This window comes from Cupriavidus gilardii (assembly GCF_017598945.1).
Lineage (GTDB): Bacteria > Pseudomonadota > Gammaproteobacteria > Burkholderiales > Burkholderiaceae > Cupriavidus > Cupriavidus gilardii_E.
Map to the genome: position 1 here is coordinate 34,946 of NZ_JAGFTW010000006.1, position 15,444 is coordinate 50,389.

A 15,444-nucleotide genomic window follows, 5' to 3' on the forward strand; every position below is an offset into this window, starting at 1 on the left:
GTACGCGTCCGCTCAGCGCGAGCGGGCGGCGGCTGCGGCCGCCGCTTCCAGCTGCTGCGTGCGGTTGGCGATGATGCCCAGCAGCGTGGCGGAGGTCAGCCCGAAGAAGGCGGTGTTCATCACCAGCGTGAAGACATCGATGGTCAGACCGAACACCACGGTGCCCAGCGTCAGCACCAGGCCCATCGCGGCCGCGGTGGCGATGTCCGGATCGGGCGAATGGCGATGGCGCCAGAAATAGACGGTCGAGCCGTAGTACAGCAGCAGCAGCACCGCCAGGCCCAGCAGCCCCATCTCGGCCAGCGTCGAGAACAGTTCGTTGTGCGCGTGCGGATGGATGATCGCCGGCGAGGCCTCGCCGCGTTCGGCCAGTCCCTGCAGGCTGTCCTTCAGCGTGCCCTTGCCGACGCCCAGCGCCGGCTCCCGCTCGAACAGCGTCCATGCCGCCTGCCACAGCTGCAGCCGCAGGCCGATGGAGGTATCGGCATCGCCGCGCGCCAGCCGCTCGAAATCCGAGGTGGCCGCCGCAATGCGGCTCTGCACCACGGGCGTGTTCAGGGCCGCCATCGCGCCCAGCGTCAGCGAGGCCGCAAACACCAGCATCAGCCGGCGCGGGCGCATGCGCGCCAGGTCGAAGCGGCACAGCAGGACCCACAGCATCACCGGAATGGCGATCCAGCCGCCGCGGCTTTCCGACGCATAGGACGCATAGCAGCCCGCCGCCAGGCCCAGCAGCCGCAGAACCAGTTCCCAGCGCGGACGGCCGCGTTCGGCCAGCGGAATGGCGCCCATGAAGCCGAGCACCAGCGCGGTGTCGCCGAACGGAATCGGATTGGTGAAGGGATTGCCGGCCCGCCCGGACATCACCCACTCCGCGGGCGAGAACAGGATCAGCACGGACCAGAAGCAGGCGCCCAGCGCGCCGATCACACAGCCCCATTGAAAGGGCCGCAGCCGCTCGGCCGGCACCGCGGCCAGCAGCAGGAAGATCGGCACGGACAGCAGCAGGCGCGACGGCGAATCGAAGGCGCGCGACGGCACCTCACCGGTCAGCAACGCCTGGAGGCCGATCGCCAGCGGATAGGCCGTCATCGCGACGACGTACCACTTGTAGCGCAGCAGCAGCGTGCGGCTGCGATGGCGATTCTCCGCCTGGCTCAGCCACAGCAGGCTGAAAGCCAGCACGACGAAGAAGCAGTAGCCGGTGCCGCCCTGCAGGGTCAGCATCAGCACAGGGGACAGCGCCGCGGCAATCGCGGCGACACCGGTGGACAGACGATCAATGCTCATGGATGAATTACGAATCGGCGCCGGAACGGCGTTGGCGGGCACATTGGCCATGAGCCGGAAACAAGGCAACGCTGGCTGCGGTGATCGCTCCGGGGCGCGCCAGCGGCGCATTATACCGTCGCCCTTGCGCCCCTCCTCCCGGCGAGGGGGTGCCGGGTGCCATGGTATCGTTCGGCCTTGCCCGATCGGGCGAAACGCGAGCGGCAACGAGGGAGGAGCGAGGATGAGCGGTACGGCGAATGGCAGCGATGTGCGGGAGGCGGCAGACACGGCGAAGGCGCAGGACAGCGCGTGGCCGTCCGCAACCCTGCTGCTGATCACCTACAACCAGCAGCGCTTCATCGCCGACGCGATCGCCGGCGCGCTCGCTCAGGACTATCCGGGCCTGGAGATCATCGTGTCGGACGACGCCTCCACCGACGACACCTTCGCCGCCGCGCAGCGCGCCCTGCAGGGCTATGCGGGACCCCATCGCGTGACGCTGCGGCGCAATCCGGTCAACCTGGGCATCAGCGGGCATCTGAGCCAGCTGGTCGAGCTGTCGCACGGCGAGCTGATCTTCGTCGCCGCCGGCGACGATATCTCGCTGCCGACGCGCTGCCGCGAGGTCGCGCAGGCCTGGCTCGCGCACGGCCGCAAGCCGGACCTGATCGCCACCGATCTGATCGACATGGATCACGAGGGCGCCGACCACGGCACCATCGCGCACAGCGAGCTCGGCATCTATGACAGCCTGCAGCGCTGGATGGCCGAACCGCCGGTCGTCATCGGCGCCTCGCATACCTGGACCCGCCGCCAGTTCGAACGCTTCGGCCCGATCGCACCGGGCATGATCTCGGAAGACCAGATCACCACGCTGCGCGCGGTGCTCGGCGGCGGCGCCATCACGCTGCGCCGGCCGCTGGTGCGCTATCGCCGCGGCGGCGTCTCGGGCAAGCGCAAATGGCGCACGCCGGCGGACTTCGTCAAGCGCATCCAGCTGACCAATCGCAGCGCGCTGGCAGAAACGCTGCAGTTCATCCAGGACGCCGAACTGGCCGGCGCCGGCGACGCGATGCGCCGTCACAAGGCGGGCAAGCTGGCGCGCGAGACGTTCACCAGGGACATCTTCGCCGCCACCAGCACCGGCGACCGCGTGCGGCTGCTGCTCGGCGCGCGCGGCGTGCGGCTCGGCCACCGGCTGCGGATGTTCCTCTATGCCGCCTGCCCGGGCGTGTATGCGCCGTTCTTCGCGCTGGGGAACATGGTGAAGGGGATGAAGGGCTGAGGGGCTTCGCTACTCCCCTCTCCCGCGTGCGGGAGAGGGGTTGGGGGAGAGGGAACCCGGCGCTTGATCGGGCCTCAACGCTCGTTGAACCGCCCTATTCCCTCTCCCCTACCCTCTCCCGCAAGCGGGAGAGGGAGCCGATAACGCCCGATATCGGAAAGGCGCGCGCCCTGCCAGATCGCTGCGCCACGGCCGGTTCACTCGTACAGCGTACTGACGCACTCCGGCGAGAGCGCCGCCCGCAGCGCGGCCAGCGTATCGTCCGACGGCACCACCTGCCACGCCTGCCCCAGCACCGCCTCGCAGACCGCCGCGGCGCTCGCGTACTGGATGCAGACCGGCAGGCCGGCGCCGCCCGCGGATTGGGCCAGATGCGGGGTCAGCAGCTCGCGCAGCATCGCGGTCGACGAGTTGCCGTTCAGCGACAGCTTCAGCGCGCGCGCATGGCGGATGCGCGCGGTCGTCAGGTCCATCACCGTTTCCGCGGTAAAACGCACGCCGCCGGTGAAGGTGTCGTGGCGCGCATTGCCCTGCGCGATCAGCAGTTCGTCCTCGCGGAACATCTGCCGGTTGGCGTCGAACAGCTCGTTGAACACCGTCATCTCGATCTGCCCGGTGCCGTCGTCGAGCAGCACGATCAGCATCTTGCCGCGCTGCGTCATCTGCGTGCGGATGCCGGTGATCACGCCGGCGACCATCTTGCCGCGCACGTCGCGGCCGTAGCCGCCGCCGTTGCCCTGCACTTCCTTTTCCAGCACCGCCAGCGTGCCCTTGACGAAGCGCCGCACTTCGTCGCGATAGGCGTCGAACAGGTGGCCGGAGAAGTAGTAGCCAAGCGCCTGCTTTTCCTCCTGCAGCATGCGCTTGGGCGTCCAGGCCGGCTCGTCGATCAGCTCCGGCCGGTGTGCGTCGCCATCGTCGGCCATCAGGTCGAACAGCGACACCTGGTTGGCCGATTCGGCCTTCTGCTCGGCCGCCTCCATCGCGCGCGGCACCGAGGCCAGCAGCTGGGCGCGGTTCGGATGCAGCGTGTCGAACGCACCGGCGCGGATCAGCGCCTCGATGGTGCGGCGGTTGACCTGGCGGCGGTCGACGCGTTCGCAGAAGTCGAACAGATCGGTGAACGGCCGCTCCTCGCGCGCGCGCAGGATGTCCTCGATCGCGCCCTGGCCCGAACCCTTGATGCCGCCCAAGCCGTAGCGGATGGTCTTCGCATCGGTCGGGGCGAAGCGGTATTCGCTGGCGTTGACGTCCGGCGGCAGCACGCGCAGCCCGTTGGCGCGGCAATCCTCGTAGAGGATCTTGACCTTGTCGGTGTCGTCCATCGCCAGCGACATGTTGGCCGCCATGAATTCGGCCGGATGATGCGCCTTCAGCCAGGCCGTGTAGTACGCCAGCAAGGCATAGGCCGCCGCGTGCGACTTGTTGAAGCCGTAGCCGGCGAACTTCTCCATCAGGTCGAAGATCTCGTCGGCCTTGTCGGCCGACAGCCCGTTCTTCGCGGCGCCCTCGCGGAACAGCTCGCGATGCTTGGCCATCTCCTCGGCCTTCTTCTTGCCCATCGCGCGGCGCAGCAGGTCGGCGCCGCCGAGCGAGTAGCCGCCGATGATCTGCGCCATCTGCATCACCTGCTCCTGATAGACCATGATGCCGTAGGTCTCTTTCAGGACGGGTTCGACGCGCGGGTCCGGATATTCCACCTTCTCGCGGCCGTGCTTGCGCGCGCAGAAGCTGGGGATCAGGTCCATCGGGCCCGGCCGGTACAGCGACACCAGCGCGATGATGTCCTCGAAGCGGTCGGGCTTGGCGTCCTTGAGCATGCCCTGCATGCCGCGGCTTTCCAGCTGGAACACCGCCACCGTGTTGGCGGACTTCAGGATGTCGAAGGCGGCCGGATCGTCGAGCGGGATCTGGCTGCAGTTCCAGTCGGCCTTGCCCGGATCGAGCCGGCGGATATAGCGCTCGGCCCAGTCGAGGATGGTCAGCGTGGTCAGGCCCAGAAAGTCGAACTTGACCAGGCCGGCGGCCTCGACGTCGTCCTTGTCGTACTGGCTGACCACGCCGCTCATGCCGTCGTTCTGGCCGCCCTGCGTGTACAGCGGACAGAAGTCGGTCAGCTTGCCCGGCGCGATCAGCACGCCGCCGGCGTGCATGCCGACGTTGCGGGTCATGCCTTCGACGCGCTGCGCCAGTTCGAGCAGCTGACGCACTTCCTCTTCGTTGTTCTCGCGCTCGGTCAGCAGCGGCTCTTCCTTCTTGGCCTCCTCGATCGTCACCAGCTTGCCCGGCTTGAACGGGATCAGCTTGGCCACGCCGTCGACGAAGTTGTAGCCCAGATCGAGCACGCGGCCGACGTCGCGCACCGCGGCCTTGGCCGCCATGGTGCCGAAGGTGGCGATCTGCGACACCGCATCCTTGCCGTACTTCTCCTTGACGTACTGGATCACGCGATCGCGGCCGTGCTGGCAGAAGTCGATATCGAAGTCGGGCATCGAGACCCGCTCCGGATTCAGGAAACGCTCGAACAGCAGCGCGTACTTCAGCGGATCGAGGTCGGTGATGCCGAGCGCGTAGGCGACCAGCGAGCCGGCGCCCGAGCCCCGGCCCGGCCCGACCGGCACGCCGTTGTTCTTGGCCCAGTTGATGAAGTCCGCCACGATCAGGAAGTAGCCGGGGAACCCCATCTTGATGATGATGCCGGTCTCGAACTCCAGCCGCGCGTAGTATTCGGGCCGCTTCGCCTCGCGCTCCGCCTCGTCGGGGAACAGCACCGCCAGACGGCGCTCGAGCCCCTCCTTCGACATGTGCACCAGATAGTCGTCCAGCGACATGCCATCCGGCGTCGGAAACAGCGGCAGGCGCGGCTTGCCGAGCTCGAGCGTCAGGTTGCAGCGGCGCGCGATCTGCACCGCGTTCTCGAGCGCCGACGGGATGTCGGCGAACAGCGCGCACATCTCGTCCTGCGTCTTGAAATACTGGTCGGTGGTGAAGCGGCGCGCGCGGCGCGGGTTGGCCAGCAACTCCCCCTCGGCGATACAGACGCGCGCCTCGTGCGCGGTATGGTCGTCGGGGGTCATGAACTGGATCGGGTGCGTCGCCACCACCGGCAGCTGCAGCGCCGCGGCCAGCTGCACGGCGCGTTGCACATAGGCTTCGGTACCGGGATGGCCCGCGCGCTGCAGTTCGATGTAGTAGCGCTGCGGGAACACCGCGGCCCAATGCCGCGCGGCGCGTTGCGCTGCCGCGTCGTTGCCGTTGGCGAGCGCCTGCCCGACGTCGCCGCCCATCGCGCCGGACAGCGCGATCAGGCCGGTGGACAGCGGCAGGCCGTCCTCGCCGGGTTCCTCGAACCAGGCCGGCTCGAGCTCGGCGCGGCCGCGGTACTGGTTCGACAGCCAGGCGCGCGACAGCAGCACGCACAGGTTCAGATAGCCGCGCCGGTCCTGCACCAGCAGCAGCATGCGCGCCGGCTTGTCGCGATCGTCGGCGTTGGTCAGCCAGACGTCGGCGCCGACGATCGGCTTGACGCCACCGCCGCGCGCCTCCTTGTAGAAGCGGATCAGGCCGAAGGCGTTGGCAAGGTCGGTCAGCGCAAGCGCGCCCATGCCGTCGGCGGCGGCGGCCTTGACCGCATCCTCGAGGCGAACGATGCCGTCGACGATCGAGTATTCGGAATGGAGGCGGAGATGTACGAAGCGGGGCGAAGACATGGGCGCCATTGTACCGGCGCGAGGTGGTCGCCGGACCGCCGGCGCGCGACGAAATCCGCATGCGGAGCCGGTTGCGCGGCCCCGCTGGCGTGGGGCACGGTGCCGCCGGCCTGTCCGAACCGCTATAATTTCGCGTTTCCAATCAGGCAGTTAATGGCGACGTAATCACGGCGACGTAATCACGGCGGCGCAATGAGGACGACGTAACCGCGGCGACGCGGCGCGGTCCACGGACCGGTCCCGCGACGTCTGCCATGCCGCAACGCCATCTCCGCAGTCCATGCAGATCGTCAATATTTCCGCCTACAAGTTCGTCACGCTCAGCGACATCGACACGCTGCGCCCCGCGCTGCGCGAACGCTGCGAGGCGGCGGACCTGAAGGGCACCATCCTGCTCGCGCCCGAAGGCATCAACCTGTTTCTCGCGGGCAGCCGCGAAGGCATCGACGACGTGGTGGGCTGGCTGCGCGCCGATCCGCGCTTTGCCGACCTGCAGCCGAAGGAGAGCCTGTCGGAGACGCAGCCGTTCAAGCGGATGCTGGTGCGCGTCAAGCGCGAGATCATCACGATGAAGATGCCGCTGATCCGGCCGGAGGAAGGCCGCGCGCCGTCGGTGCGGCCCGCCGACCTCAAGCGCTGGCTCGACCAGGGCCATGACGACGAGGGCCGCCCGGTGGTGGTGCTCGACACGCGCAATGCCTTCGAGGTCGCCGTCGGCACCTTCGAGCAGGCGGTCGACTACGGGCTGCAGAAATTCAGCGATTTCCCGGCGGTGGTGGCCGAGCACAAGGACGAGTTCGCCGGCAAGACGGTGGTGTCGTTCTGCACCGGCGGCATCCGCTGCGAGAAGGGCGCGATCCATATGCAGCAGGCCGGCATCGAGCGCGTCTATCAGCTCGAGGGCGGCATTCTGAAGTACTTCGAGGAGGTCGGCGGCAGCCACTATCGCGGCGACTGCTTCGTCTTCGACTACCGCACCGCACTCAATCCCGACCTGCAGCCGGCCGGGCCCAGGCAATGTTTCGCCTGCCGCGCCGTCGTCACGCCGGAGGAGCAGCAGAGCCCGCACTATGTGGTCGGGGTCAGCTGCCCGCACTGCCATTCGGCGCGTGCGGCGCAGGGCGAGTCGATCAACGAAGCGAAAGCGGCACGGGCCTGATCCCCGCGGCACCCACTCAGGACGGGGAGCGCGGCCGCGCTAGGCGGCCAGCAGGTGGTACAGATTGCGCAGCATGCCGGCCGTCGCGCCCCAGATGAAGCGATGGCCGCCCCCTTCGCGCGGATACGGCATCGCATAGAACATCCGCTCGCCGTCGACCCAGCGGAACAGCCGCCGCTGATGGTGCGACGGGTCCATCAGGAAGGCCAGCGGCACCTCGAATACATCGGCCACCTCGCGCGCATCGGGGCGCAGCGCGAAGCCGTCGCGCACCAGTCCCACCACCGGGCTGACATGAAAGCCGGTGCCGGTGATGTAGTCCGGCAGCGCGCCCAGCACCTCGACGTAATCCCGCTCCAGCCCGATCTCTTCCTCGGTCTCGCGCAGCGCCGTGGCGACGCGATTGACGTCCTCCGGCTCCCAGCGGCCGCCGGGGAAGCTGATCTGGCCGGCGTGCGCGCTCAGATTGGCGTTGCGCTGCGTCAGCAGCACGGTCAGGCCGTCGGCGCGCTGCACCAGCGGGATCAGCACCGCGGCGTCGCGCAGGCTCTGCTTGGGGTCATAGGCGCGCGACTCGTCGGTCAGCTCGGGCTGCCAGGCCGGCGGCGTCAGAAAGCGATGGCGGATAAAATCGGGCCGCAGGCGCGGCTCGGAAAGCGGGGGATGCTGGCTGTCGACCGAGACGATCGGCAGCGATTCGGGATCGAAGGCGGGGCGCATAGCGGCACAAGTATGACAGACCTCGCTGCGGCGCATCGGCGGCGCGGCCTGGCGACGGCATGGCCACCATGCAAAAAGGGCACCCGAAGGTGCCCTCGAAGACGGGGCGCAAACCCCGTCGATCGCGCCGGCCGGCGTGCCGACCGGGCGCTGCGTCTTACTCGGCAGCGACTGCGGCCTTGGAGGCCTTCGTGACGAGCTTTTCCTTGATGCGAGCGGACTTGCCCGAACGCTGGCGCAGATAGTACAGCTTGGCGCGGCGCACATCGCCGCGGCGCTTGACTTCGATGCCGGCGATCAGCGGCGAGTACAGCTGGAACGTACGCTCCACGCCCTCACCCGACGAGATCTTGCGCACGATGAAGGACGAATTCAGGCCACGGTTGCGCTTGGCGATCACCACGCCTTCGTAAGCCTGCACGCGCTTGCGGTTGCCTTCGACCACGTTCACGTTGACGACAACGGTGTCGCCCGGCGCGAATGCGGGGATGGTCTTGTTCGCGGTCAGACGCGCGATCTCTTCCTTCTCGATCTGCTCGATGATGTTCATCGTTTCTTCTCCTGTGCCATCGTGCCGGCGTTGCAAGCCTCGCCCCATGGCGCGGCCCCGACAGAGGATGGGGTTTCAACTGGCGGAGGCTTGCCCCCGCCCTTCCTTCGCCGCCCACTCCGACAAGAACTTCTCGTCGGCCTTGGTCAGCAAACCTTGACGGCGCGCGGACTCGATCAGGTCGGGCCGCTTGCGCGCCGTATTGGCCAGCGCCTGACGGCGCCGCCATTTTTCGATCTCGGCATGATGGCCGCCGAGCAGTATCTCGGGGACCCGCATGCCTTCGTATTCCTCGGGCCGCGTGTAGTGCGGACAATCGAGCAGCCCGTTGACGAAGCTGTCCTGCACCGCCGACTGCGCGTCGCCCAGCACGCCGGGCAGCAGACGCACCACCGCGTCGATCAACGCCATCGCCGGCAGTTCGCCGCCCGACAGCACGAAATCGCCGAGGCTGATTTCCTCGTCGACACGGCGGTCGATCAGCCGCTGGTCGATTGCCTCGTAGCGGCCGCAGATCAGCACCAGACCCGGCCGCTGCGCCAGCTCGACCACCTTGGCGTGCGTCAGCGGCGCGCCCTGCGGCGACATCAGCACCACGTGCGCGGCGCCCGCGTTGGCACTGGCGTCGGCCTGCGCCGCGACGGCGGCGTCGATGGCGTCCTCCAGCGGCTTGGCCAGCATCACCATGCCGGGTCCGCCCCCGTAGGGACGGTCGTCGATGGTGCGGTAGTTGTCCGTGGTGAAGTCCCGCGGATTCCAGCTGCGCAGCGTATAGCGCTGCTGCTTGGCGGCCCGGCTGGTAATGCCCCAGTCGGTCAGCGCGCGGAACATCTCCGGGAACAGCGTGATCACGTCGAACTGCATCCGCCTCACTCCTGTTCCGTTGCTCGCCGTTGCCTTGCCTTGCTTTGCCTTGCCTCTGGCTGACTGCCCTGCTGCTTTCGCAGCCGCGGCTAGTAGTCCAGTCCCCAGTCCACCACGATGCGCCGGGCGTCGATATCGACGTGGCGCAGGTAGGCGTCGACGAAGGGAATCAGACGCTCGCCGGGCTTGCCGTCCGGCAGCGCGTAGGCAACCTGCAGGATCTGGTGCGCGCCGTTGTCGATCAGTCCGGCGACTTCGCCCAGGGCTTCGCCCTGTTCGTTGATCACCGTGCAGCCGATCAGATCGACCCAGTAAAACTCGTTTTCCTCCGGCGGGGGGAAATCCTCGCGCCGGATCCAGACGCGGCGCCCCTTGAGCGCCTCGGCCAGATTGCGGTCCGCCACACCGGACGCCTGCGCCACCACCGTGCCGCTATGCTCGCGCGACTGGGCGATCTTCAGGCACAGCGGCCGTGACTCGCGGGCCGCGGACTGGGGCACCGGCCGCGAAGCGGGCGCCTCGGGCGGCAGCAGCCACCACCGCCGCGCGTGCAGCAAGCCGCCGGCATCCTGCGCATGGGGCTGGACCTTGATCCAGCCTCGCACGCCGTAGGCCGAAGCCACATAGCCGACCTCGATCAGGTCTTCCGGCAGGGCTTGCGCGTACACCAGCGCGGCCGGGATCCGCACGTCGTGCGGCGTGCCGGTTCCTGTTCCGGCCCCCATTCTCGACCCGGCAGCGCCAGGCGGAACGTTCAGCGGCCGCCGTTGCGCGCCGCGCGCGGACGTGGTCACGGCAGACGACTGCTGGCGAAAATCAGGCAGCGGTCTTGGCAGCGCCCTTGACCAGACGAGCAACGGTCGGCGACAGTTGGGCGCCAACGCCTTGCCAGTAGGTCAGGCGGTCTTGCGCCAGACGCAGACCTTCTTCGCCTTGCGAAGCCAGCGGGTTGTAGAAGCCGATACGCTCGATGAAACGACCGTCGCGACGGTTGCGCGAATCGGCTGCAACGATATTGAAGAACGGGCGCTTCTTGCTGCCGCCACGGGCCAGACGGATTACGACCATGAGTGAATTCCTCGAAAAACGGGGTGTTCGAACACGAAACGCAAGAGTATAGCCCAAATACTGAGGCCAAACAAACACTTAGGACGCCCGACGGCGGCGTGGACCGATTGACGGCCGCGTCACGCCTCGGCATCGTGGCAAAAATACCAATCGCAGGAGGGGTCGTGCGCTACCTTAGTCACTTTTCCACCGTCCTGGCGGGGCTTGCCGCCCTGCTGTCCCAGGCCATCGCGCCGAGCGCGCACGCGCAGTCTCTCGAGCAGATCCAGTTGCCGCCCGGCTTTCGCATCGAGCGGCTGACCGACGCCGTGCCGGAGGCGCGCGGCATGACCTTTTCTCCGGGGGGCACACTGTACGTCGGCAGCCGCGGCGCCGGCAAGGTCTACGCGGTGCAGGCGCCGCTCAGCGGCAAGCCCGTGGTCCACACCGTCGCCAGCGGCCTGACGCTGCCGATCGGCGTGGCCTGGCGCGACGGCGCGCTCTATACCTCGTCGGTGTCGCGCATCCTGCGGCTCGACGGCATCGAACAGCGCCTGTCCAATCCGCCCAAGCCGGTCGTCATCAACAATCAGCTGCCCAGCGAGACGCACCACGGCGGACGCTTCATCGCCTTCGGGCCCGACGGCTACCTGTACGTGCCGATCGGCGCGCCGTGCAATGTGTGCACCCGCGACGAAGGCCGCTACGCCAACGTGATGAAGATGAAGCCGGACGGGACGGACCTGCAGGTCGTGGCCAAAGGCGTGCGCAATACCGTCGGCTTCGACTGGCATCCGACCACGCGCGAACTGTGGTTCACCGACAACGGCCGCGACTGGCTCGGCGACGACCAGCCGCCCGACGAATTGAACCGCGCGCCGCGCGCCGGCATGCATTTCGGCTTCCCGTACTGCCATGCCGGCAACCTCAGCGATCCCGAGTTCGGCAAGCAGCGTCCGTGCTCGTCGTTCGAGCCGCCGGTGGCACGGCTGGGCCCGCACGTCGCGGCGCTCGGCATGCGCTTCTACACCGGCACGCAGTTCCCCGCCGAATACCGCAACAACATCTTCATCGCCGAACACGGCAGCTGGAACCGCAGCGAGCGCATCGGATATCGCATCACGCGGGTGGTGCTCGACGACAGCGGCAAGGCGGTCAGACAGGAGGTGTTCGCGCAAGGCTGGCTGCAGGACGGCCAGCCGTGGGGCAGACCGGCCGATGTCGAGGTCGCGCCCGACGGTTCCCTGCTGGTCAGCGACGATATGGCAGGCGCGATCTACCGCATCCGCTATGCGCCATAACGACGGGTGGCAGCCATCGACCTTCGCCCCGGCAGGTGCGCGCGCACGCGCCGGGGAAGATGAGAACAGACCGCATTCGCAGGCGAAACAATCCGTTACACCGGTAACGGGATTGGCATAGGCGCCTGCTGGCAGCGCTGCGTACCATGATCCCAATCTTCTCGATAACAACAGCAAGCGAAGGCTCTGGGATTCCGCATGCTTTTCCGCTCTCTCCTGCGCGACGCCGCCGCAGCCACCCTGGTGGTGGGGTCGGTGCTCGGCCTTGCGGCCCTGAGCCATGCTCAGGGTGGCTGGGCGGGGCAACGCGCCGAAATGCGGGATGGATTCGGCGCGCGCCTGCTGCCGGCCGGCATGGAACGCATCGTGATGCGCGCGGAAAGCCCCGACCATGTGCGTGCGCAGATCGAGCGGATGGAAGCGCGAGCCCGGGCGGACAGCCGGCTCAACGGCCGTCCCAATCCACCTACTGACCGCGGCGCGCCGGAACGGACGCAGACCTCCGACCGCAGCGCGCAGAACGTCGGCGGCGTGCCCGGCGACAATCGGCCGGCCAATGTCGGACCGGGCTGGCAAGGCTCCGCGCGCGAAACCACGCGTTAGTCCCGATACTTCCCACGCTTTATTCCGAAACCGCAACCGCGGTGCAGGCGTTCGCCGGTGCCGCCGCGCGTTCGCGGCGGCCTTCGCCGATGGCGATGGCCCTGTCACGCCACGGCGGAACTTCGCCACCCTCGCAGAGGTCGAATAGCTCGTGGCGGCCGAGGCTGCGCCGTCACCTGGCTGCCGCCCGGCGCTGACCGGTGTTCAGCAGCGTGCCGTCGATCGCAGGCGGCGAACGCACACTGACATGCCCTCTCCTTCGTATCGTGTCGCGATGGGCGCGGCCTTCGTCCAACCAACCGACGAGGTTCGTATGCTATCCATGCTGACCGACCTGGCTCGACACGCGGGCCAGCTCACTCTGACCGTGCTGTTCATGGGAATTCTTGCTGCCGTGCTGTACGGCGAAACCAATCTCGGCGTCCTGCTGGGCGTCGTGTCCAACGCGCCGCGCTGACGGCAATCGGACGCTGCTGCAAGACAGGACATCGCAGGTTTTGCACCAGCGCCCCGGGCCGGCGATCCCGTCGACGGATCGGCCGGCCTTCAACCGGGTCAATGAAGCGGGCGGTGCGGCGTACAATGTGCGCTGCACTGCCCGCTTCGATCGTATGGCGGCCTGATGGCGCCGTCGTACCATGACCCTGGCTGCAGCGCCTCTGCGCAGATTGGCCTCTCCAGGCTTTCCCGTCTCCGTCTCAGTCTCCGTTTCCACGCCCATGTCCTCCGCTCCGTCCTCCGCCTCGCCCGCCTCCCCCGCTGTCGCCGCCGGCATGGATCGCGCGCCGATGCGCAAATCGAAGCTGCTGACCGTGGCGCTGGCCTTTCTGCTCGGCAGCCTCGGTGCGCACCGCTTCTATCTCGGCGGCGCGCGCGACCGCTATGGCTGGCTGCACCTGCTGGCGACGCTGGCCGGCGCGCTGGGCATTGCGTCGATGGTGCTGCATGTCGGCGCGCCGGCGTTGAACTGGACCTTCGCGGTGGCCGGCGGCGCCTCGGTGATCAGCGCCTTCCTGGCAGCGATCGTCTACGGCCTGCGGCCCGACGAGCGCTGGGACGCCCGCTTCAATCCGGACGGCGCCCCGACCCGCTCCGGTTGGCCGGTCGTGATCCTGGTGATCCTGTCGCTGCTGATCGGCACGGGACTGCTGATGGCGGGGCTGGCCATCAGCTTTCAGACGTTCTTCGAGTCTCAGGTAGAAGCGGCGCGCGCGCTGTCGCAATAAGAACGCCGGGCCGAAGGCGGCATGCCCCTTCGGTCTTCCTGATCCACGTCAACCCCATTGCGGCGTTCGTCAACCATACTGAACCGGTTGTGATCGAGAGTCGCGCTGCAGCGCTTCGTGAAGCGTTCGCGACCGGCCAGTCGAATACCAGGAGTTGACATGAACGTTCCCAGCTACGAAGTGGGCCGGGTGGCGGCGTTGACCGTCAGACTGATGCGCGCGTCCGGTCTGTCGCGCGACGACGCCGTCGCCGCGCTGGACCTGGCCTGCAGGATGATGGACGACGACATGGCGTCGCGGTCTGCCGGTCCGATGCGGTCGGGCGGCGTGCGGCCGCCTGACACGGCGAACCCGGTCCGGCCGGGGCGGCAATGAGCTAGGCCGCCGCGCCCAGCCAGCTGCGCACCGCGGGATGCACGGTCTCGCGCCAGCGCGCGCCGCTGAACAATCCATAGTGATCGCAGCGCTCGATCGTCAGCCGCTCGCGGCATCGGGTCGGCAGGCCGCTGCACAGTCCTTGCGCCGCATGCGTCTGTCCGGGTCCGGAAATATCGTCGCGGTCTCCCTCAATCGTCAGCAACCGGGTTCGCCGCAGACAGTCGGGACGCACCATCTCGCCGCCCACGCGCCACGCGCCCTTGGGCAGCAGCATCTGCTGGAACACCACGCGCAGCGTGTCGAAGAAGAACTCCGCGGTCATGTCTAGCACGGCGCCATACTGTGCGACGGCCCGTTCGATTTCGCGCGCGGTATCGGCATCGGCCGCCTGGCGCCGGCATAGCCAGTCGTACATCAGCGTCGCGTGGCGGTCCGGCTGGGCGGCGACCAGCGCCGGATATTGCAGGAAGCCCGGATAGATGCGCCGCCCGGCGCCGGCGTAACCGTTTGGCACCACATCGATCGCAGTGGCCTCCAGCCACGGCAGCGACAGCGTGGCGGCGACGCGGTCCAGCGTGGTCGGGCCGAGCCGCGCATCGATCGGGCCGCCGATCAGCGTCAGGGTCGCCGGTTCCGCGCCATCGGCTTGCGCAACGCGCGAGACCGCGGCCAGCGCCGGCACCGTCGCCTGGCAGACCGCCAGCACGTGCAGCCCTGCCGGATCGAGCAGCCGGATGAAGCGCTCCACCAGCAGCACGTAGTCGTCGAGGCCAAAGGCGCCGGCCTCGCGCGGCACGTCGCGCGCGTCGGCCCAGTCGGTGACGTAGACGTCCGCATGCGGCAGCAGCGCCGCCACGGTATCGCGCATCAGCACCGCGCGGTGTCCCGCCAGCGGCGCGCACAGCAGCACGCGCGGCCGCGGCTTGCGACGGGATCCCCTGGAACAGTGGAATGCCCGCAAGGTGCAGAACGGCGTCACGCACGCCACACGCTCGGTCACCGCGGCATGCGCGCCAGCGACCTCGACATCGTCGAACTCGAAACGGGCCGTGCCGAACGGCGCCAGCCAGGTCTGGAACCAGCGGTAGTAGTGCTCGAAACGGCGACGGTGGGTAGCCGCGGCGAGCGGATACGGTCCGGCGGCGAGCGCCTGCTGGGTCAGCTCGCTCCACATCACGACCGGATCGAAGGCTGCGCGGCCGCCCTGCGGCAACAGATGGATCATGGCTTCCCCAAGGCGACGCCGACGCGGCCACAGCGCGGGGCGCGCCAACGGCGGCGGCGTGCGCGGCGGATCGAACAGCCATTATGGACAGCGCGCCGGACTTG

Annotated in this window: 15 protein-coding genes; 7 read left to right on the plus strand and 8 right to left on the minus strand. The window is 68.3% G+C overall.

The window, feature by feature from the left end:
- Positions 1-12: 12 nt before the first annotated feature.
- On the minus strand, positions 13-1,290 hold the full coding sequence (locus J5T34_RS03245) for an O-antigen ligase family protein (protein ID WP_208578573.1): 1,278 nt from the start codon (positions 1,288-1,290) through the stop codon (positions 13-15).
- Between the two features lie 223 nt (positions 1,291-1,513).
- Between J5T34_RS03245 and J5T34_RS03250 the strand changes: the two genes are divergently transcribed.
- Entirely contained in the window at positions 1,514-2,557 is a 1,044-nt protein-coding gene (locus tag J5T34_RS03250) for a glycosyltransferase (RefSeq protein WP_208578574.1), read from the plus strand.
- A 197-nt stretch (positions 2,558-2,754) separates the two neighbouring features.
- Here J5T34_RS03250 and dnaE read toward each other — a convergent pair whose 3' ends face one another.
- The gene (gene dnaE / locus J5T34_RS03255; RefSeq protein WP_208578575.1) at positions 2,755-6,267 is read right to left on the minus strand and encodes a DNA polymerase III subunit alpha; all 3,513 of its coding nucleotides are present in this window, start codon (positions 6,265-6,267) and stop codon (positions 2,755-2,757) included.
- Positions 6,268-6,547: 280 nt separating this feature from the next.
- Here dnaE and J5T34_RS03260 point away from each other — a divergent pair, with 280 nt between their 5' ends.
- Entirely contained in the window at positions 6,548-7,426 is an 879-nt protein-coding gene (locus tag J5T34_RS03260) for a sulfurtransferase (protein WP_208578576.1), read from the plus strand.
- A 39-nt stretch (positions 7,427-7,465) separates the two neighbouring features.
- On the opposite strand, the gene J5T34_RS03265 is transcribed toward J5T34_RS03260, so the two are convergent.
- From J5T34_RS03265 to rpsP, 5 genes are all read right to left on the minus strand, one after another.
- Positions 7,466-8,146, minus strand: a complete 681-nt coding sequence (locus tag J5T34_RS03265) for a CoA pyrophosphatase (RefSeq protein WP_208578577.1) — start codon at positions 8,144-8,146, stop codon at positions 7,466-7,468.
- A 157-nt stretch (positions 8,147-8,303) separates the two neighbouring features.
- A complete protein-coding gene (gene rplS / locus J5T34_RS03270) occupies positions 8,304-8,696 on the minus strand; it encodes a 50S ribosomal protein L19 (protein WP_006577006.1) in 393 nt (130 codons plus the stop codon).
- A gap of 75 nt (positions 8,697-8,771) precedes the next feature.
- A complete protein-coding gene (gene trmD / locus J5T34_RS03275; protein WP_208578578.1) occupies positions 8,772-9,560 on the minus strand; it encodes a tRNA (guanosine(37)-N1)-methyltransferase TrmD in 789 nt (262 codons plus the stop codon).
- A gap of 89 nt (positions 9,561-9,649) precedes the next feature.
- Positions 9,650-10,285, minus strand: coding sequence for a ribosome maturation factor RimM (gene rimM / locus J5T34_RS03280; RefSeq protein WP_244258678.1), 636 nt, complete (start codon positions 10,283-10,285; stop codon positions 9,650-9,652).
- A 91-nt stretch (positions 10,286-10,376) separates the two neighbouring features.
- Positions 10,377-10,628 (minus strand): 30S ribosomal protein S16, encoded by a 252-nt coding sequence (gene rpsP / locus J5T34_RS03285; RefSeq protein WP_174107458.1) that lies wholly within the window; start codon positions 10,626-10,628, stop codon positions 10,377-10,379.
- 164 nt (positions 10,629-10,792) lie between these two features.
- On the opposite strand from rpsP, the gene J5T34_RS03290 reads away from it, so the two are divergent.
- The 5 genes from J5T34_RS03290 (at position 10,793) to J5T34_RS03305 (ending at position 14,112) form a co-directional block, all read left to right on the plus strand.
- The gene (locus J5T34_RS03290) at positions 10,793-11,908 is read left to right on the plus strand and encodes a PQQ-dependent sugar dehydrogenase (RefSeq protein WP_208578580.1); all 1,116 of its coding nucleotides are present in this window, start codon (positions 10,793-10,795) and stop codon (positions 11,906-11,908) included.
- Between the two features lie 198 nt (positions 11,909-12,106).
- Entirely contained in the window at positions 12,107-12,511 is a 405-nt protein-coding gene (locus J5T34_RS03295) for a hypothetical protein (RefSeq protein ID WP_208578581.1), read from the plus strand.
- 322 nt (positions 12,512-12,833) lie between these two features.
- On the plus strand, positions 12,834-12,968 hold the full coding sequence (locus J5T34_RS24035; RefSeq protein ID WP_265633504.1) for a hypothetical protein: 135 nt from the start codon (positions 12,834-12,836) through the stop codon (positions 12,966-12,968).
- Between the two features lie 331 nt (positions 12,969-13,299).
- A complete protein-coding gene (locus tag J5T34_RS03300; protein ID WP_432207623.1) occupies positions 13,300-13,737 on the plus strand; it encodes a TM2 domain-containing protein in 438 nt (145 codons plus the stop codon).
- A 159-nt stretch (positions 13,738-13,896) separates the two neighbouring features.
- The gene (locus tag J5T34_RS03305) at positions 13,897-14,112 is read left to right on the plus strand and encodes a hypothetical protein (protein WP_208578582.1); all 216 of its coding nucleotides are present in this window, start codon (positions 13,897-13,899) and stop codon (positions 14,110-14,112) included.
- Position 14,113: 1 nt separating this feature from the next.
- On the opposite strand, the gene phaZ is transcribed toward J5T34_RS03305, so the two are convergent.
- Positions 14,114-15,340, minus strand: coding sequence for a polyhydroxyalkanoate depolymerase (gene phaZ, locus J5T34_RS03310; protein ID WP_208578583.1), 1,227 nt, complete (start codon positions 15,338-15,340; stop codon positions 14,114-14,116).
- Between the last annotated feature and the right edge of the window lie 104 nt (positions 15,341-15,444).